The organism is Stieleria marina, from assembly GCA_007741555.1.
GTDB lineage: Bacteria > Planctomycetota > Planctomycetia > Pirellulales > Pirellulaceae > K23-9.
This window is the reverse complement of record CP036526.1, coordinates 1,777,321-1,795,722: the sequence shown is the minus strand read 5'-3', so window position 1 is coordinate 1,795,722 and position 18,402 is coordinate 1,777,321. Positions and strand designations below refer to the sequence as shown.

At 54.2% G+C, this 18,402-nt stretch carries 12 protein-coding genes; 3 read left to right on the top strand and 9 right to left on the bottom strand.

The annotated features are described in order from the left end of the window. Nucleotides 1–29 precede the first annotated feature (29 nt). Both mutS and K239x_RS06310 read right to left on the bottom strand, forming a co-directional pair. On the bottom strand, nucleotides 30–2,648 hold the full coding sequence (gene mutS / locus K239x_RS06315) for a DNA mismatch repair protein MutS (RefSeq protein ID WP_145416940.1): 2,619 nt from the start codon (nucleotides 2,646–2,648) through the stop codon (nucleotides 30–32). A gap of 161 nt (nucleotides 2,649–2,809) precedes the next feature. Continuing rightward, nucleotides 2,810–3,595: an NIPSNAP family protein gene (locus K239x_RS06310; RefSeq protein WP_145416939.1), complete on the bottom strand. Its 786-nt coding sequence runs from the start codon at nucleotides 3,593–3,595 to the stop codon at nucleotides 2,810–2,812. 216 nt (nucleotides 3,596–3,811) lie between these two features. Between K239x_RS06310 and K239x_RS06305 the strand changes: the two genes are divergently transcribed. After that, complete coding sequence (locus tag K239x_RS06305; protein ID WP_473163569.1) at nucleotides 3,812–4,768, top strand: TerC family protein; 957 nt, start codon at nucleotides 3,812–3,814, stop codon at nucleotides 4,766–4,768. 362 nt (nucleotides 4,769–5,130) lie between these two features. Here the strand turns inward: K239x_RS06305 and K239x_RS06300 are convergent, their stop codons facing one another. Next, nucleotides 5,131–8,145, bottom strand: coding sequence for a dockerin type I domain-containing protein (locus K239x_RS06300; RefSeq protein WP_145416938.1), 3,015 nt, complete (start codon nucleotides 8,143–8,145; stop codon nucleotides 5,131–5,133). 375 nt (nucleotides 8,146–8,520) lie between these two features. On the opposite strand from K239x_RS06300, the gene K239x_RS06295 reads away from it, so the two are divergent. Then, on the top strand, nucleotides 8,521–10,218 hold the full coding sequence (locus K239x_RS06295; RefSeq protein WP_145416937.1) for a hypothetical protein: 1,698 nt from the start codon (nucleotides 8,521–8,523) through the stop codon (nucleotides 10,216–10,218). An 87-nt stretch (nucleotides 10,219–10,305) separates the two neighbouring features. On the opposite strand, the gene K239x_RS06290 is transcribed toward K239x_RS06295, so the two are convergent. Further along, a complete protein-coding gene (locus K239x_RS06290) occupies nucleotides 10,306–10,611 on the bottom strand; it encodes a WYL domain-containing protein (protein ID WP_419189740.1) in 306 nt (101 codons plus the stop codon). A 1,119-nt stretch (nucleotides 10,612–11,730) separates the two neighbouring features. Between K239x_RS06290 and K239x_RS06285 the strand changes: the two genes are divergently transcribed. Next, on the top strand, nucleotides 11,731–11,949 hold the full coding sequence (locus K239x_RS06285; protein ID WP_145416936.1) for a BON domain-containing protein: 219 nt from the start codon (nucleotides 11,731–11,733) through the stop codon (nucleotides 11,947–11,949). A gap of 234 nt (nucleotides 11,950–12,183) precedes the next feature. Here K239x_RS06285 and K239x_RS06280 read toward each other — a convergent pair whose 3' ends face one another. The 5 genes from K239x_RS06280 to K239x_RS28305 all read right to left on the bottom strand — a co-directional run bounded on the left by K239x_RS06280 (nucleotide 12,184) and on the right by K239x_RS28305 (nucleotide 18,270). Beyond that, nucleotides 12,184–13,440: a DEAD/DEAH box helicase gene (locus K239x_RS06280; protein WP_145416935.1), complete on the bottom strand. Its 1,257-nt coding sequence runs from the start codon at nucleotides 13,438–13,440 to the stop codon at nucleotides 12,184–12,186. Nucleotides 13,441–13,521: 81 nt separating this feature from the next. Next, a complete protein-coding gene (locus K239x_RS06275; RefSeq protein ID WP_419189739.1) occupies nucleotides 13,522–15,042 on the bottom strand; it encodes an ABC transporter permease in 1,521 nt (506 codons plus the stop codon). A gap of 51 nt (nucleotides 15,043–15,093) precedes the next feature. Beyond that, the gene (locus K239x_RS06270) at nucleotides 15,094–16,617 is read right to left on the bottom strand and encodes a sugar ABC transporter ATP-binding protein (protein WP_145416934.1); all 1,524 of its coding nucleotides are present in this window, start codon (nucleotides 16,615–16,617) and stop codon (nucleotides 15,094–15,096) included. 87 nt (nucleotides 16,618–16,704) lie between these two features. Further along, nucleotides 16,705–17,760 (bottom strand): sugar-binding protein, encoded by a 1,056-nt coding sequence (locus K239x_RS06265; RefSeq protein WP_419189738.1) that lies wholly within the window; start codon nucleotides 17,758–17,760, stop codon nucleotides 16,705–16,707. A gap of 225 nt (nucleotides 17,761–17,985) precedes the next feature. Then, the gene (locus K239x_RS28305) at nucleotides 17,986–18,270 is read right to left on the bottom strand and encodes a hypothetical protein (protein ID WP_419189737.1); all 285 of its coding nucleotides are present in this window, start codon (nucleotides 18,268–18,270) and stop codon (nucleotides 17,986–17,988) included. Nucleotides 18,271–18,402 lie beyond the last annotated feature (132 nt).

The window sequence follows — 18,402 nt, the reverse complement described above, 5'->3', positions numbered from 1 at the left end:
ACGATCCAGCCATCTGGCTTGGATCTGGGTTAAGACTTGGTTTTCAACTGTTCTTGTGCCTGCTGCAAAAACTGCATGGCCTCGATCGGCGTCATGCTGTTGACGTCCAATTTTTGCATCTCGTCGATCAGCGGGTGATCGGCGTAGCCGAAAAGGGTCAGCTGATAGTTGTTACTACCATTTTCTTTTGGCGGTGCCACCGTCGGTCGATCAAACGCATCGCGGTGGTCCGATTCCAACTGAGCCAACACATCCTTGGCTCGTTCATTTACGCTGGCAGGAATCCCCGCTAATCGCGCCACGTGAATGCCGTAGCTCTTGTCCGCGCCGCCCGCAACGATGCGGTGTAAGAACACAACCTGTTCGTCCCATTCTTTGACGGCAACATTCATGTTCGCTACCCGCGGCAGCGACTCTTCCAATTGAGTCAGTTCGTGGTAGTGCGTTGCAAATAAGGTTCGGCAACCAATCTGTTCGTGAAGATGTTCCGTGATCGCCCACGCCAGTGACAGCCCGTCATAAGTGCTGGTGCCGCGCCCGATCTCATCCAGAATCACAAGGCTTCGTGAAGTCGCAGTGTTCAGGATCCGAGCGGTTTCAACCATTTCGACCATAAACGTACTTTGGCCGCGACTCAATTCATCGCTCGCTCCGACTCGGGCAAAGATGCGATCCGCAACTCCGATCACGGCATTCTTGGCAGGCACATACGATCCCGCTTGAGCTAGCAAAGTGATCAAAGCGATTTGACGAATGTACGTACTCTTACCCGCCATGTTGGGGCCCGTGATCAAATGGATCATGCCGCCGTCGGGTGACATCACACAATCGTTGGGCACAAACTCTCCCTGCGGCAGCGTGACGTCCAACACGGGGTGTCGGCCAGCTTCGATTTTCAGAACCGAATCGTCGGTCAGCTCCGGCCGCACCCAACCGCGAACCGCCGCTAATTCTCCTAAAGCGGCCAGAACATCCAGCTCGGCCATGGCGGCAGCAACTTCCTGCAACGTTGACAACTGGCGATGTGTCTTAGCTCGTAAATCTTGGAAGATCAATTGTTCGCGCGACGCGGCTTTTTCGTCCGCCTCAAGTACTTTTTCTTCGTACTCCTTCAGCTCCGGCGTGATGTAACGCTCCGCATTCTTGAGCGTCTGTTTGCGAATAAAGAAATCTGGGACTTTGTCTTTCTGAGCGTTCGAAACCTCTAGGAAGTATCCGAACACACGGTTGTAACCAACCTTTAGATTCGTGATGCCGGTTTCGTCCATCTGCTTTTGCTGATACGCGGCAATCCATTGTTTTCCGCCGCGAGCCAACTCCCGGAGTTCGTCCAATTCCTCATCGAAACCGACGCGAATGAAGTTGCCGTCGCCCGCGTTAAGAGGACATTCATCCGCCAACGCGGCATCCAACTGACTGCGAAGTTCGGGACAGAGATGCAGGTGTTGTTCGATGCTTTGCAATCGATCCGCATTACGCTGTGTCAGCCGGGCTTTTAGCTTGGGAAGCCCGGCCAGCGTCGTCGCTACTTGCTGCAAATCGCGGGGGCCCGTCCGCCCGGTTGCAAGTCGTGCCAACAAACGACTTAGATCGTAAGTGTCCCGCAGTGTCGACCTCACATCCGTCCGCAGCGATTGGTCGCCCGATAGTTCGGCAACGGCATCATGCCGCATTCCGATTGCCGCCGGATCGACCAGCGGTGCTGCAATCCAATCGGCCAACAATCGCGATCCCATCGGACTACAGGTCTCGTCGATGACGTCCAGCAGTGACCCTTCGCGCGACGCCGTTCGCAGGGTACGAGTTATCTCCAGGCTGCGGCGCGTCGACGCGTCGATTTGCAAAACCGGTGTTTTGCGATGCGACGTGAGCGTGCGAAAGTGATCGAGACCACCGCGCTGTGTCTCCTGCAAATAAGTCAGTACTCCCCCAGCAGCCCGAATCGCGGGAGCGTCATCATCGCCGAACCCAAAGCCTTCTAAATTGTGCACCGAAAACTGCTTGCACAGAGCTTCGCGTGCTGCATCCTGAGCGAACGACCAAGCCGGTCGCGAAGTCCACGACCAAGTCGCCGTCGTATCGGGGCTGAAATGAGCATCGTCTTCGCGGTAGATCACTTCGGCCGGGCCAATGCGTTCCAATTCGTCTTCGATCCGCGATTTGGGAAAGGTCCCTGCTTCGAAACGGCCGCTGGAAAGTTCCGCCCACGCGATTCCAACCTGCGGCGCCGCGCCACTCTTAGCCGCCTTTTTGTCATGCAGCACATACACAGACGCGACATAATTGGCTTGCCTTGGATCAAGCAAACCGTCGTCCGTCAGCGTTCCGGCACTGACCACGCGGGTGATTTCCCGTTTGACCAAACCCTTGGCCTTCTTGGGATCTTCGACCTGCTCACAAACCGCGGCGCGAAAACCTGCCTGAATCAATTTATGCAGGTACGAATCCAGCTGGTGATGCGGAAATCCCGCCATCGCCGTTGGATTTTCGCTGTCCTTGTCACGACTGGTCAGCGTCAGACCAAGAATCTTGGCGGCGACCTTAGCGTCGTCCAAGAACAGTTCGTAGAAATCGCCCATGCGAAAGAAAAGCAATGCGTCGCCGCAAGCGTCTTTCGCCTCATGGTATTGTCGCATCATTGGAGTCATGTGCGAAATCCTAACGCCAAGAAAGGCGACCGGACAGTCGCCCAAAAACCAGTTTCAAAACCTTTCCGAAGTCGCCGATCATGCCGTGACATCTGGGCGAAGTTTGCGGAAAACATCGACCGTCAGTTGTGTCCCTCCCCGACCAGCAACGACATCCACCATCACATTTGCGAATAGGGCTTCGCAACCATGATGTAGGTATCAATTTTGCTGACGGTTCCGGCGTACTTGGCGACTTTGCTCAGGACTTTCCAGTCGGGATGCGCCCGGAACGCGCCCCAAGCTTTTTTGCGAGCACCATCATCGGGGTAGACGGTCAAATAGGTCAGGTTCGGAGTCTGCGGACCCAAAATCGATTGCCCGATGAAAACAGGCTTGATCCCGCAGTCCAAGAAAATGGGGACTTCACCGTTGTTAAACATGTCCACCTTCAGGTTGCCCAATCGGGCATTCGGACTTTCGTACAAACGCAACTCGTACACCCGTTCGTCGTTTTGCAAACTGGCTTGGTCGACAACAACCTTGGGCCAACAATCCATCGCAACCAATAGTTCACTGGTGACCCGTTGGTAGGGAGCATCCGATTTGCCGCCGCTTTCAAATTTTGCGGCCGCTGCCAAGTAGTCAGCACTTTGACAGACCTGATCGCGAATTGCTGTCAGATCGTTAGGAGATTTCAACGGAATGACAACGACGACCCGATGGCTGCCGCTTTTGTCATTTTCGGCATTGCCGAGAACGCCAACCGGACCGATTCCCGCCCGCTGCAGGGCTGGCAAAAGGGCCTGGCTCAGATATTGATCGACTGCCTTTTCGTCGCCTTTGTCACCCAGCACATAGCTACGCACTTCGTAGTACTGATGGTTGGAATCGGTTTCTTCAGCTCGCAACGCTGGGGTTAAAACGCAAGCGATGGATGCCAAGACGCAGCAGCAAACGATTTTCATGGATTTACACACATTGGAGAAAGGCGGGCCAATGGACCGCCAGATTTATCAGGTCAGCAGTGGTGTGGCCTGTTTTGTCGCCTGACATCATAATCCTGCACAGGCTGGCGGTGCCACTGCCTCGCGGACGACGCGAAACAGGACGTTTTTACTTCGATACGTCCCACTTCGCTGGAATCTCCAATCACCTGCATCAATGCTTGACGGATCTACACGATGATTGACCTGATCGAATTCACCGCCGGAATCTTTGGCAACGTTTCTCCTGCCATCTCGCTGATTGCCGATGCGATCACGCCGTTAGCGAATGCCGCAGCTCCGCTGGCCGAAGCAACGCTGCACAGTGACATCGCTGAATCCGCTGCGGAACCGTCCAACGAAAGTCTCTTCTCCGTCGCTGGCGTTTTCACACTGGGAATGTTGATTCTGCTGCAAGTCGTCTTAGGTTTTGACAACTTGCTTTACATTTCGATCGAAAGCAAACGGGTCCCAAAAGAGAGCCAGTCCAAAGTCCGCAAACTGGGAATTGGCTTAGCGATCATCTTTCGGATTGTATTGCTATTCGTCGTGGTCAATTTGATTGCCCTTCTTGAAGACGCGTTTGTGAGCGTCGACACCTTCTTTGTCAAAGCCGACATCTCCGGCCATAGCCTGATCGTCTTGTTCGGCGGCGGCTTTATTTTGTACACCGCACTTAAAGAGATTTATCACCTCCTGTCGGTTCCAAATCTTGACCACGAAGGCGAATCCGGAGGTGGCAGCACCGTGGGCAAAGCGGTCGCGATGATCGTGGTCATGAACTTGGTGTTTTCGTTTGACTCGATTCTCAGCGCGATGGCGCTCACCGAAAACCTGGTCATTATGGCGACCGCGATCATTTTCAGCGGGATCATGATGATTTGGCTGGCGGACCACGTCGCGGAATTCCTCAAGAAGAATCGCATGTATGAAGTGCTAGGATTGTTCGTTTTGTTCATCGTGGGTGTGATGCTGGTTAGCGAAGGCGGCCACCTAGCCGACCTGCAACTGTTTGGACATCACGTCATGCCAATGGCAAAGAGCACGTTCTACTTTGTTTTGGCGGTCTTGATCGTGGTGGACGTCGTCCAAGCAAGATTCCAGAAGAAACTATTGGCCCAGCAAGAAGCCAACGAAGTGGCCAACCACGCCTAAGGCTTGTTGAGTTAGGCTTGTTAAGTTAGGCACGTCGAGTTAGACACACTGCGTTGGACGCGCTGCTAAAACACCGCGGCGCGGCAAGCTCGCGTCTTGGTCAAGCCGGAGTCAACTGACTTCGGTATTCCGGTTGATGTTGAATAGGTGACCTGCTCAACACTCCGGTCAGCCCATCGCCCACGATCGCTTCGCTCCGACTCCATCATCGCATGCGAACCATTGGGTCCAAGCACACTAGAGCTGCCAGCATGTGGCATAATGCAAGCGGCAACGCGACCAAATCAACCGCGACTGGCATGAGGTTCATCGATTGAGGCCGGTCGATTGAAAGCCAGTTCTTCACCAGCCAATCACGCCGTTTAAGACATCTCGTCCAGCAGCGAATCCAGCGATGCGTCGACGCCATCCGCAAAATCAGCGTCCGCCATCTCCACTTGCTCTTGCAAATCATCCGACGCTATCGCGCGGTTCTGTGAAGGCAAAGTATCCTGCTGTGTCCCTTTGAAAGCGATACGACTGCGCTGCTTAGGCAGTAGATCCTCGGCCGCATCCTCATTCAGATTATCGTCTTCCGAAGGAGTTGTGTCGGCGATCTGATCGCTCGGCACAATTAACTCGCCACTGGGTTCTTCGCCGCCGACAGTGTTGTTTTGCTGCTGCCGAATCGCATCCAATTCATTGAGCACCAACAAGATGTCCAACGGTGACACGACGCCGTCGCCGTTAACGTCAAAGTTAAATCGCGGCTCAACGTTGGTGATCTCGCCGACGCCATTTTCGTTGATGTAGTTGATGATGATCAACGCATCCAGCGGCGAAACCTCGCCCGACGCGTCTACGTCAAACGGATTGGAATCATTGTGAAACGGCGTAGAGTTTTCTTCGACTTGGATAATCAACGTCTGAGAAATTGAATCAAATACTCCACCAACATCTTGGACGTTGACGGTCAATTGGATCTCTTCCTGGTCAGCACGGTCCACCCATTGGTCGTCGACCAGTTTAAGCGTCGAACCATCAATCTCGAATCGCGAATCATCCACGGTCGCGGTGTAGCCGCTGCCGAACAGGTTTCCATCGACGATCAGGTCTCCTACCAATTCGCCAGGCGACAATTCCAGGACGGTATAGTTGGAAAGAGTGACTTCGCTGGCTCGCTCGATTTCGTCAACCACGTTGATCAAAATTGGCTCGGTCTTTGAATCTTCCGGCCCGGTCACGGTGACGTTCACGGTGACGGTCGGCGTGGCTTCAAAATCGAGCGACACACCAGGTGCTAACAACAGTTGCTCGCCAACAACGATGAACCGGTCGTCGTCAACCGTGATGGTGCGAACTTCGTCGATGTCTTCGTCATAGATAAACAAGTCGGCAACGATCTGGTCAAACCGATTCTCTTCGACTTGTGCAAAATCGGGTTCGATGTACGCCGTCGGATCGTTTTGATCAGCGACGGGAACCGTGTACGTCGCACTGGTGGTGTACTGAGAATCGTAGATCGTAATTTCGATCGACGGCTCTTCCTCAAAGTTAATGATTCCTGGGCCGACAAATACTAACTGTCCATCTTCCACCACGAATCGAGGATCGTCGACATCCAGTTCATTCACTTGGCCGACGTCAGGATCGATGATAACGACCGGCCCAAGCACCGTTCCGACAGGAATGTTTTCGGCTATTTGGTCGACTTGCAATGCAATCACGGGCGGATCGTCGACAGGGTTTACATCCACCTGAATCGACACGACCTCTGATGCACCGCGGCCATCGTGCAAAATGACCGGCAGCGTATCAACACCGTTGAAGTTCAAATCCGGCGAGTACTGGATGTCGCCATGAACCGTCACGATCGCGGTGCCTTGTGACGGAGTTCCAACTGGCAACAAGACCAAATGATCGTCGTCTGGGTCCGATGCGTTCTGCATCGGCCCCGGTGTTGGAGCGTACAGGACCGAATCTTCGTCAATCGAATACGATGGCGGCGGATTAAACGCCGGCAGTTCATTGTCGCCTTGAGTCGTCACTCCAAACGCGATGGGTTCGCTATCGCTGCCACCGACCAGCGTGACGTGGTTCGCGGCAGGTTTCACCAGCGAAACTCGCGACGTGCCTTTATTGCCCAGCAAAACCAACGAATCCGATTCTTGGACTCGGATCGAACCAATCTCACCGATATCGTCGACATTCAGAGCGAGTTCGGCGACTGACTGGCCATCGTAAGCATCGATCAATTTCAAGGTCGACGCGGACGCCGACATCGTCACCAGTAAGTCGCGTTCTCCGTCAATGGCGACGGGCCCCGTTACTTCGGGAAGTGAAACCAGCAAAGCAAAGTCGGCGTTGGCATCATAAAGCGAAACACCGCCATCCGCCGTCCGCAACGCAAGCAATCCCGACACATCGTCGTAGTCGACCAACTCCGTCACGTCCGCCAAGCGAGTCGGCAGGTACGTAATCGGCGAACCTGTCGCGTTGCTCCACAACGACAGTTCCAACCCACTTTGCGTGCCGAATTCGTCGGTCCATTGCCCGCCCCATGCTACGACCGAGCGATTGCCTTTGAGCGACGCCAACACTTGGGCGTCCGTGGGAAACATGTAACCGTTGTCCGTGACGACAACGCCCGCATCAGCATCCGAAGCGTCAACGCGTCGAACCAAGGTCGCGTCGTCGGTTTGCTGCAACAGCAAGCCGCGACCATTTTCATCGATCGCCAAGTCGGACCAGACGATCGACGTTCCGTCACCGGAGAGATCGATCGGCGTCAGAGCGCTTGTCGTAGGATCGACTAGCCAAGCCGAATCCGACGACCCGTCTCCGCCTACGACCAAGTAGTCACCGCTGGGAAGCTGTTCGGCGGCGACGGGCGAATTGCCAATTACCAAACTGGTAGCCGTACCATCGGAATAGTTGCCGATGGTCAAAGTCGATTCCGCCAAAACCGCGACATCGGTCCCGCTGGTGGTCAGATCAAAACCACTGGCGACCATGATCGGCGAACCGTCTCGAGTCGCCGCAACCGGAGTCACCTGCGTTTGGGAAGTCGACCCATCGTACAAGCGAATTTGATACTCACCGTCAGGAAGCCCCGTGAACGCAAACCCGCCGGCGTCATCGGTCAGTGCAAACGGCTCGCCAGTGTCGATCGAAGCATTCTGATTGACGTCGACATAAACCAAGCGATCCGGAAGCGACTGTTCGCCCGCTTCTTGGCGATACGAATGATCGATGTCGCCGAAGACCGTTCCAGTGATGGCTGCCAGCACGCGGCGGTCGGTAAGCCTTTCCAAGACCAAGCGTCGACGGAGTTTCGTCCGTTTCTTGCCCCGCCCGGTTAGAGCAGTGTTGTAGCGACGATGGGGACGGTGATCCATGAGCAGCAGATAGACCGGTTTGTTGTCATTTCGACGTAATCTCTGGCGCGAACACCTTCCAAGCAATCCGTAGCCATGCGTGACTTGGACGACCTACCGGTGGATCGGTTCCCTAAAAAACCCGATCAAACGGCATTTCGGACGGCGAGACGCCCCGCAAAAAAAGGACGCCGAGCCACTGATTTTGGCTGCTCTAAGTGGTTTTCGCACCCACTGGCAAAAGCTTAGCGTCTATCATACGCAGTGACGGGCACGTCGGCTGGTCAAAATCTCGATCCAGACCTCTAAATTTCCCGTTTTGACGCTCTATTGCTGCTCTAAACCATCAAACTGCCGCGGAAACAGTCCGCACGACATTTGACCTGGAAAGTCCTCATGAATAGCCCTCTTCCGCGACTCCTCTCCGTCACCATTCGTATCGACGCGATCTCGCTGAAAACGGCCTTTGCCCTGCTGACTTGCTTCGTGCTTCTGCAGTGCCAGCCCGTGACCACATCGGCCCAGGATGCGATGGACCAAGAGATGGAGATGAGCATGGAGGACGACATGAGCATGGAAATGGAAATGGATATGGGCATGGAGGACGACATGTACATGGACGACGGCTATGGAATGCAAGGCGGATCAAACCGACGCAGCGCCGGTGGAACCCCGCAGCAAGCTCTCGGACAGGCCGTACAAAATTCGTTAGCGACGCTGGTTTCCAGCATGGACCTCAGCCCGTTATCGGCGAGTCCCGAATCGCTGGGCACCAACATCGAAGCAGGTCCTGAATTGGGCCGTGATGCAGAAGTGGCCTACCAATCGGGCAATTATCCTGCCGCACTTCAACTGCATTTCGCTCACATGGTGACCGAGTACAACCAGGCTCGGGTGCCACTCCAAACCGTCAAATACAGCCAGCTATTTCGCCGCCCTGTCTGGCAAATCCGCTGGGGCGTTTCCTACACCCTGCATGGCGACGATGTCACGGATGCCTCCCCCATCTTAGAAGGCAAAACCACTCCGATGTCCGGCGGCGGTCGCAATCCCAGAGGGATGGACCAAGGCATGGAGATGGGAATGGACATGGAGATGGGCCGTGAACAAGAGATGGGAATGGACATGGAAATGGGGATGGGCATGGAGGACGAAATGAACATGGAAATGGAGATGGGCATGGAGATGGGCATGGAGATGGGCATGGGCGGTGAGCGCCCAGGTGGGCGACGGCCCAATCCGGCCGCACCCGTCACCATTACACGCACCATGATCAATGCCGCCGCTCAGGAGCAAATGAAGAAATACCTCGGCTTGGTCGCTCAAGTTGTCGAAGAAGAGTTTGGCAAACGCTACCGACAGGGCGACTATGGCCTCGCTTTGTGCACGGTCAGTGCTGGGCCGGTTGGACTGGATGACGTGGCTCCCGCAAATCAACGTCCCGCTGTGAATGCCGCTCCCATGAGCACTCCACGCGGCCCCGTCGATGACTTGCTGGGCGCCAGCCCTGAGACGCCACCACTTTGGATTCCCGGCCTGATGTTCCTGGGCCCTGGTTCGGTCAAAGACATGGTTCAGGTTGCCAAAGAAGAGCACATCGATCTGCTCCTGCATTTTGAAATCGCGTTGAAAACGAATCGCAATCAGCAGACCCAAAACATCTCGCGATGCCGCTTGATGAGTGTTCCGGCCAACAAGTCTCTGGTCGTGTCCAAAGCAATGGACAGCCTAGAAGTCGCCCAACTGGTTCGAGCCGGCCGCACCAACGAACGTGATTACGTCAAAGAACAACTCGCCAATTTGTTCATGGTGATCGATCGACAGATCAAAACGACGGATATGCCAAAGCTGACCGCGGAAGTGGCGCGTCGCCGCATTGGGACTTTGCTTTCGGCTTCGCCCGCCAATCGGCTGCTCGCCCTTTCGGAAGTACGCCTCTACCAAGCACAAGAGTTGCTGACCGAAGAAGACATCGAAACCGCGTTCGAGATCGTTGGTGGCCAGGAAGGATTAGCGATTCTACACGGCCCGCAAGAAGAGAGGCTCTCGATTGCTCGTGACTGGGTGCTAGCTGCCCTGGGTTCCGGCAAGTAGTCCATTTCGTATCAGCAAGCGACTGGGTTACCTCCAAGGGAACCTAGATTGTTTCCGCCGCCTGCTACCAGCAAGTTTACGCAGCAACTAGGCAAGACAGAGTTCTGCCTGTCCCAGCGAAGTGCCTGCGTTGGCAGATGCGATTGGTTCGGCGTACAACGGCATCGGCATCAGAACTTCGGTTGATGGAATCAGACGCACATTCTCGCAGCGAGAAAGCTGGAATTGGCGTGGTGCTTCGCGGCACAGGCAAAGCCCCAGAAAACGCTCGGCGCCGACAAACCGAATTGGGCTGACAACGCGTCGTGTTCGCTTGCCACTGGCGTCGCAGTATTCCATTTCGATGACATAGTTGTCGGAATCTTGCATGGCTCGTCGAAGGATACTTTTCATTTTGGATGCCTTTGTGGACAGACGAATGGATGCTGTGCGAAGCGAATGCCTTCGGACGTTTTGTCCCCTGGTTGCTTCATTAACAGTATTCGTCGCTGGCATGACACGTTCGGTCACGGACAGACAAAACAGGCAAAAAACCGCTGTTTCAGCCGTCAAAACAGCGATGCCGCGCCCACAAGACACGCTCAGAACGAGCTAGCAGCGTTAAAATATTCTGTCTGCGCAAGAAAAAAGCTCCCGGAGAGTACAGAGTCCTAGGGGGGCGGAGGACAACGCGCTCAAGTTCCGGGAGCCGGTGGTTCTTTAAAGTGTTCGACGACCGTTAAAAGCATCCTTGCTTTTTAACCGTCGAACCACACATCGCACTTGTTGATTTGGCACTCTTTGGTTGCTTCCGTGCAATGGAGCACCAACAAGTTTGCTGCGTCACGCTGATGGCCTGTTTCCATTCCGATCAGTGCTGGGCGAAGAATAGGGACTAGCTTTTGGCGCGGTCAAGGCGGATTCGGAGCGAATCGAAAGATTGCGTCCTCAATGAGTTTCACGCGCAAACGATCGTTGCGAAACAAGCATGCAAACGGTTTTTCACCAACCAAGTTTCACAAAAGATTCGATCGTTTCTTTGCTGCGGACGCCGCCGCCATAACCTGAAAAAGCAAAACGGTTGACGAACGAACACCGCAACGAACGAATTCAAAACTCAATATCGATTTCCATTCGACTCGCAACGCTTCGCATCAATGCCGAGCCACCAGTGGACGAAGGCCAAAGGCGATCTAACGAACACTTCGCCGCGGTCAGTAAGTGTCTTAATCATTCAGCACGGTGAAATCGGACCAAGTGTTGCACCAAACAGACGCTCAATTTCGCACTGCAGCACACAGAATGCTTGCAACCTTTTATGGCTGCCAAATTCACTTTGTTGACTGAATCTGCCAGATTCACGTAGCCAGATTCTTAATGATGTGTGATATTTTCGATAGCGACGATCGAAAAGACGGTAGCACGGATCACGCGTTCAGGTTTTCCTCTTGTGACAACCGGCAAAAATGGAATGACCGATGCGGAACGGTTGTATCAATGTGAATCATCGATTCTCTCACGGAAAGAAACGTTATGACGACAGCACAACACGAAATCACCCTGCTGGCCTCCAACGAGCTTGCTCAAAGCTCGATCAGCGAACTACGCCAGCTTCGCGTCGATTGCGCAGCTGACACACTTCAAATCAGCGGCAAAGTTCGCAGCTTTTACCACAAGCAATTGGCTCAAGAAGCCGTACGACGAGTCGTCGCGGGTGCTTCCGTGGACAATCAAGTCCACGTGTGCCCCTGATCAAAACGCCCCATCAGCCGAATAACCATCAGCTGAATAACTTCGCCTGATGAAATCGAGCTACCGATCAAATACCAGGCACCGGATAAACACGGGCCTGATGCAGAAGAAGGGCCTGACGCAAAACACAGGCCTGACGCAGAAGACGGGGCCTCATCTTAAAACCAGGCTTCCCGAGGCGGATTCCACTGAGGGGAAAACCTTGGTTCTCCCTCTGTCTCGCCCATGCAATGACTAGAGCCGTCGTCGCTTGATCTTGCGATGCATCGGATTCAGCTTCTTTTTCACCACCGGTTCTCCGGCGGCATCTTCGACTGCGGTCGGCTGTGGCTTGGGCATTGGCTCAAACCCCTCAATCGTATCTCGAATCAGCTCTTTGTTGATCCGCTGCTCGATGCTGGTTAGCACATCGCCTTCGCCGGGCACGACAAATGTGTACGCCACCCCGTCGCGTCCCATTCGCCCGGTACGCCCAACACGGTGCACATAATCATCGCAATCTTGCGGCACATCGTAGTTGAAAATGTGAGAAATCGTGCTGATATCGATTCCACGCCCCACGACATCGGTCGCTACCAAAATCTTCAATTTTCGGTCGCGCAAACTCTGCAACACGCGATCTCTTTCTCGCTGCTGCATATCACCGTGCATGCTGCCGCAAGCATCGTAAGACCGAGCCAATTTTCGGTACAAACGGTCCGTGCCGCGTTTGGTTCGGCAAAACACGATCGCTTGCTCGGGCTTTTCGCGATCCAAAAGTCGCTCCAGCAGTTCGCCTTTGCGGTCTTGCGCGACGGTAAAGTAGCGTTGTTCGATGGTCTCGACCGCCATCTCGTTCTTACAGCAGTCAATCACCGTTGGCTTATGCATGTACGATTCAGCCAATCGCTGAACCGTCGGTGGCAACGTCGCCGACAGCAACAATGTCTGACGATCGCGAGGACACTTGCGCAAGATACGCTCGATTTGCGGCCTAAACCCAATGTCAAGCATTCGGTCGGCTTCGTCTAAAACGACGCACCATACGTTGTTGGTTCTCAGCGTTCCGCGTTGCAGGTGATCGTGCAGTCGCCCGGGCGTACCGACGACAACCTGCACACCATTTTCTAATTGGCGCAGCTGCTTGTTCATGTTTTTGCCGCCCGAAAGCACGGCCACTTCAGTGGGCACGCCCTCGGCCAACCGCTGCGTTTCCACAGCGACTTGGTCAGCCAACTCTCGCGTCGGCACCACAATGATCGCCTGAGGATCACGACATTCCTCCAGCGGATCCAGCTGCTCAAGGATCGGGATTGCAAAAGCGGCTGTTTTACCCGTGCCGGTTCTGGCCTGCCCAATCACATCCATACCATCGAGCGCTAAGGGAATCAGCTCGCCTTGGATGGGGGACGGTTTAGTAAAGCCCGCTTTGGCAACGGCGCGTCGCATAACGGGCGACAGATCCAGTTCGTCAAAAGACTGGACTTCCGGTTCGTTTGTTTCAGCTTCCATGCCCGGCAGTGTAACCCGATCGAGCCGATTGCACTACGCGACGTTGCCGCGCAAAACCGTCCTGAACCCCGGATTTACGGACTATTCTTCCGCAGCCTGCCTAGCACGCGCCGCCGCACGACGCTGAGCCGCAAACCGTTTGACGACTTCGTCAGCAATCACGCCCAGCAGAATCACCGCTCCAATGATCGCAAACTCCAATTTATCGGAGATCTTCATCAGGACAATCAAGTTGTAGAGCGTCTGCATCACCGCGGTACCGATCACCACCCCGACGATGCCCCCTTCGCCTCCTCGCAGCGAACATCCGCCCAGAACGGCGGCCGCGATAGCGTAGAGTTCGTAAAAATTGCCAAAACTGGACGGAGAGATTGAATTGCTGTCCAACGCGAACAGCATGCCGCCAACCGCTGCCAAAACAGCCGAGATCACATAGGCAATCATCGTGACGCGGTTGGTGTTGATCCCTGAATATCGAGCGGCTTCTTCATTACGTCCCAACGCCAGCATGTAGCGTCCCCACACCGTTCGGTTCAAAAAAATGATCGCCACGATGGCTACGATCAGCAGCACAAAGAACGGATAGGGAATCCCGAATGAATCACTGCCGTCGGCCGCCTGCCACACCTGCAGCTTGCCAGTGCCCAGCAAACGCAAACTGTTGTCGTATTCATCGGCGAATCCCATCGTTTGGTCGTCGACCATCCACCGCGAAAAACCTCGGTAGAACAGCAGCCCACACAAAGTGACCACGAATGGCTGCAGTTTTAATCGTGTGACCAAAACGCCATGCAGTAGCCCCAGAAACAAAGCAATGCCAAGCACCATCGCCAATGCGATCGGAATCGGGAATCGCTGCCGACGTTCCAATGGGACCGCAAACCATTCCGTTCCGAAATCACCTAGGGTGTCGTTGACCGTGATGGCCGTTTGTCCGTCCGTCGCGCCCGCGTCGACAATCTTCAGTTGTTTTAGCCCCCTGGTCGGATGAACAAACAAAACTTGGTCGCGTGCCGCCAGCTTCAATAAAGCTTGCCCAAGATTCACTTCAGGCAACTGCTTGTTCTCGCTCGTTCCGGCGTCACCTTTTTCGTAAGAAACGACGCTCACCAGTTTCGCGATGTTACCGTCGGAATCGTCGCGTGTGGGCTTTTGGTCGATCGTCAATTTGCTTGCCGTTGTGCCATCGTCAAGCTGCACGCTTTCGACTTTCGTCACCTGGGCTACCAAATTGCGCGCACGCCTGCCTCCGTAATAACGAATCGGATCTCCCACATCGAAGTCCGCTTGACCACGCAATGTGATCGATTGCTGATCTGCATTGACGGCGCTGACCTGATACAGATCATACGGGCGATAATCGACTTGCAAAAACGACGCCAGCAGACAGCCAACCAGACAAACCAACGAGCCCACCGACAGATCGATCCCGCTGGTGATGATCACAAACGCGACGCCGATTCCTAAAATCCCATACATCGATGTACGGCGAAGCAGGTTCTCAATGTTGTTGCCCTTCAAGAAAGACTCGGGCGTATAGATCGACAAAAATCCACACAGGGCGAGCAGAAGAGCAAAGATACCGATGACTTTGGCGTTCATAAAATTCGCTGTAGCTGAAAATGCGTTTCGCGTGTGGGCAACGAGTCTAACTCAGCAAGCGGCCAGCGGGTTCCCAGTCGCCAATTGCATGACCGATTCTTCGCTCAATTGATCTCGCAAAAGCTCGCCCGAAATTTGTCCTTCGTGCATCACCAACACACGATCGCTCATCCCCAAAATCTCTTCCATCTCGCTGGACACAAAAAAAACCGCCATCCCCTCGGCAGCCAATTGTTCCATCAACCGATAAATTTCTTCTTTGGCTCCCACATCAATGCCTCGCGTGGGTTCATCCAGCAACAGAATCCGCGGCCCCACCGAAAGCCATTTTCCGATCACGACTTTTTGCTGATTACCACCGGAGAGATACTGCACGACCTGGCCGTCGCTGGGCGTCCTGACCCGCATCTTTTCGATCATCTGTGTGCTGTCTGATTTTTCTTTTTGACGATTTAGAAAACCACCCGCAAGCGAATTACGGGACAGGCCAGCGAGCCCCATGTTGTGCAGCACTGACATCTCAAGCACCAACCCGTGCTGCTTTCGATCTTCGGGAACCAATGCCATCCCGGCTTCGATTGCGTCGGCAGGCCTGGACACTGCGACCGCTTTGCCATCGACCAGGATCCGGCCGCCAACTCGTTTGTCAATTCCGAACAGCACCTGCAGCATTTCGGTACGCCCGGCTCCGACCAATCCCGCAACGCCGACAATCTCGCCGGCGCTAATTTTGAAATTCAGTTTGTGCTGGGGCCAAGCCGGGGTGATCAAATCCTGTACTTCCAAACGCACATCACCAATCTCATGGTGCTCGCGAGCGTAAAACTGCGACACGTCACGACCGACCATCAAGTTGACCATTTGGTCGTGCGTGATTTCGTCACGTGACAAGTCGCCAGCATTTTGCCCGTCTCGCAACACCGTCACTCGGTCTGCCAGTTCACGCACCTCCCCCAACCGATGCGAAATGTAGATGACACTCACGCCTCGCGAACGCAAATCTTTGACCACGTCAAAAAGAGCTTCTGTTTCTTTGGACGACAGACTGCTGGTCGGCTCGTCCATGATCAGCACACGCGCACTGACGGAGAGAGCCTTTGCAATTTCGACCAACTGCTGCTTGCCGATTGGAAGCGTGTCGACAATGGTTTCAGGGGCAACCTCCAATCCAACACGCTGCAAAAACACCTTGGATTCTTGATAAATCCTGCGGCGATCGATCAGCCCACCTCTCCGCGGTTCTCGCCCCAAAAAAATATTGGACCCGACATCTAGGTTGTCCGCCAAGTTCAGCTCTTGGTGAATCAAAACGACGCCCAACTCCATCGCAGCCCTCGTCGAATCGATCCGTACTGGTTTTGCATCGATGAACACCTGCCCTGAATCGGGCTCTTGCACGCCCGCCAAGATCTTCATCATCGTGCTCTTGCCAGCGCCGTTTTCGCCAATCACTGCCAGCACTTCGCCGGCCTGCAATGCAAAACTCACTTCCTGGAGCGCGCGGACGCCCGGAAAACTCTTCGTCACATTTTGGACGTCTAGCAAAGGTACTGCAGACAACGAATTTTCAGACATCGACGCTCTAGAATTTGGCATGCCGCCCAATCGAAAAACACACAGAGGAACAATCCGATCAACAAATAATCAGTGGCGACGGAGGGATCAGCTGCCCATTTTGGATTTCAAGTCATCCCAAAACTCATCAACGTTTTCCTTCGTGATCGCGCGTGCGGGGATATCGACAAACTTGCCTTCTGGAATGACAGAATTATCGCCATCCAAGATCGCCTTGAGCACTTCGACCGACTTGTAGCCATAACTGTAAGGGTCTTGAACCACAGTCCCCGTGACCGTTCCGTCCTTGATCCCCTGCAAAGTGATTTCGTCTTCATCGAATCCAATGATTTTGATGTCGGGGCGATTTTGCGATTTGATGGCCTGCAAAAGAGCAGGCGGGTTGTAAGCGAACAAACCTACCATCGCTGCGATTTTGGGATATGTCGTGATTGCGTCTTCCGCTTTCTGTTTTGCCACCGTACTGACGCCTTGGTCCAACAGAGTGTCCAAGATCGTGTACTTGCCGGCTTTGATCACGTCGCCCGTTGGGTCACATGATTCGGGCATCGAATCGCGGCCAACCAAAACATCGATCACGCCTTGCCGACGACGCTTTGAATTGTCTTGCGCCAACCGCCCAATCGTCAGCATGATCTCGCCGCCCTCGGGCAACGCTTTCTTGATTAGCTCACCACACATTCGGCCGGCCGTGTAGTTGTCCATCCCGATGTACATCAAACGATTGCTTTCGGGGGCATCCGAATCGTGAGTCACCAAAGGGATTTTTTCGGCCCAGTTGTTTAGCAGTTCAATCTGGTTGTCCGCATCGATTGGACTGATCGCCAATGCATCGATACCACCAGAGATCAGATCCTCCACGATGCGTTTTTGCTCCACCGCAGTCGCATCGGCGGGCATTCGCACGTCGACGTCCACGTCAAAATCCTTTCCGGCGTCTTCGGCACCGACTTTGGCGATGTTCCAGAAACTGGCGATCTGATTGGTGACAAAAGCGATCTTTGCCCGATCACCCTCGTCGGCTGTGCTAGTCGTCGAAGATGAACTATCCGATCCGCAACCGTTCAAGGTGAGAACGAAACAAGCGAACATCAAACAAACAAGGCGACGGTAAACTCGACCGCGAACTCGAAAAGAAACCATGGACGTCTCAGGGGGCAACTGGCGAAAGGGCGAAGTAAAAATGAGAAACCTGATTCGGTTTCCGAGCAACATCTTAAAGCATTTGCGATCGTGCCGTCGCCGATGCGAGTCAGTTACCTGTCGCCCCAACAGGCGATTTGCCGCGAACGGTCCACAACGGCGATGAGGAAAGGAGTGCCGAATAAAACGCAATTTCCGACCAGGATGCCTTTTCCATCTGGCCAATCAATTCCGGCCCACGTTACGACACTCGTGAACGTGTTCTCCTTCATCACTGCTGCCTACAGATGCGGTTCGCCACGGCACCGCCGTGACGATGCGGCACGGTGAAATCACCTGGGAAATCACCTGGGAAATCACCTGGGAAATCACCTGGGAAATCACCTGGGAAATCACCTGGGAAATCACCTGGGAAATCACCTGGTGGCATTTGGCTGAACCTATGATCCACACAAATGGCATGGCCCGCCCAAGATTTTGTGGAGCAGACCAGCGACGTGCACTTTGCATGTTCAAGCTACCTGCGAAATGACGAACCCAAAATAGTTCGTATCAAAGAAATGCCAATCCTGCTCGCGTTTGCTTGCCGGAAAAGCATTCACCGGCGGTCCGCTTCGTTCTTGGACTTTGCAATTCAGTCTC

Excerpts from the sequence above, each read along its gene's own strand:
- mutS (WP_145416940.1), bottom strand. The coding sequence starts at position 2,648 with ATGACTCCAATGATGCGACAATACCATGAGGCGAAAGACGCTTGCGGC.
- K239x_RS06310 (WP_145416939.1), bottom strand. The coding sequence starts at position 3,595 with ATGAAAATCGTTTGCTGCTGCGTCTTGGCATCCATCGCTTGCGTTTTA.
- K239x_RS06305 (WP_473163569.1), top strand. The coding sequence starts at position 3,812 with ATGATTGACCTGATCGAATTCACCGCCGGAATCTTTGGCAACGTTTCT.
- K239x_RS06300 (WP_145416938.1), bottom strand. The coding sequence starts at position 8,145 with ATGGATCACCGTCCCCATCGTCGCTACAACACTGCTCTAACCGGGCGG.
- K239x_RS06295 (WP_145416937.1), top strand. The coding sequence starts at position 8,521 with ATGAATAGCCCTCTTCCGCGACTCCTCTCCGTCACCATTCGTATCGAC.
- K239x_RS06290 (WP_419189740.1), bottom strand. The coding sequence starts at position 10,611 with ATGAAAAGTATCCTTCGACGAGCCATGCAAGATTCCGACAACTATGTC.
- K239x_RS06285 (WP_145416936.1), top strand. The coding sequence starts at position 11,731 with ATGACGACAGCACAACACGAAATCACCCTGCTGGCCTCCAACGAGCTT.
- K239x_RS06280 (WP_145416935.1), bottom strand. The coding sequence starts at position 13,440 with ATGGAAGCTGAAACAAACGAACCGGAAGTCCAGTCTTTTGACGAACTG.
- K239x_RS06275 (WP_419189739.1), bottom strand. The coding sequence starts at position 15,042 with ATGAACGCCAAAGTCATCGGTATCTTTGCTCTTCTGCTCGCCCTGTGT.
- K239x_RS06270 (WP_145416934.1), bottom strand. The coding sequence starts at position 16,617 with ATGTCTGAAAATTCGTTGTCTGCAGTACCTTTGCTAGACGTCCAAAAT.
- K239x_RS06265 (WP_419189738.1), bottom strand. The coding sequence starts at position 17,760 with ATGGTTTCTTTTCGAGTTCGCGGTCGAGTTTACCGTCGCCTTGTTTGT.
- K239x_RS28305 (WP_419189737.1), bottom strand. The coding sequence starts at position 18,270 with ATGCAAAGTGCACGTCGCTGGTCTGCTCCACAAAATCTTGGGCGGGCC.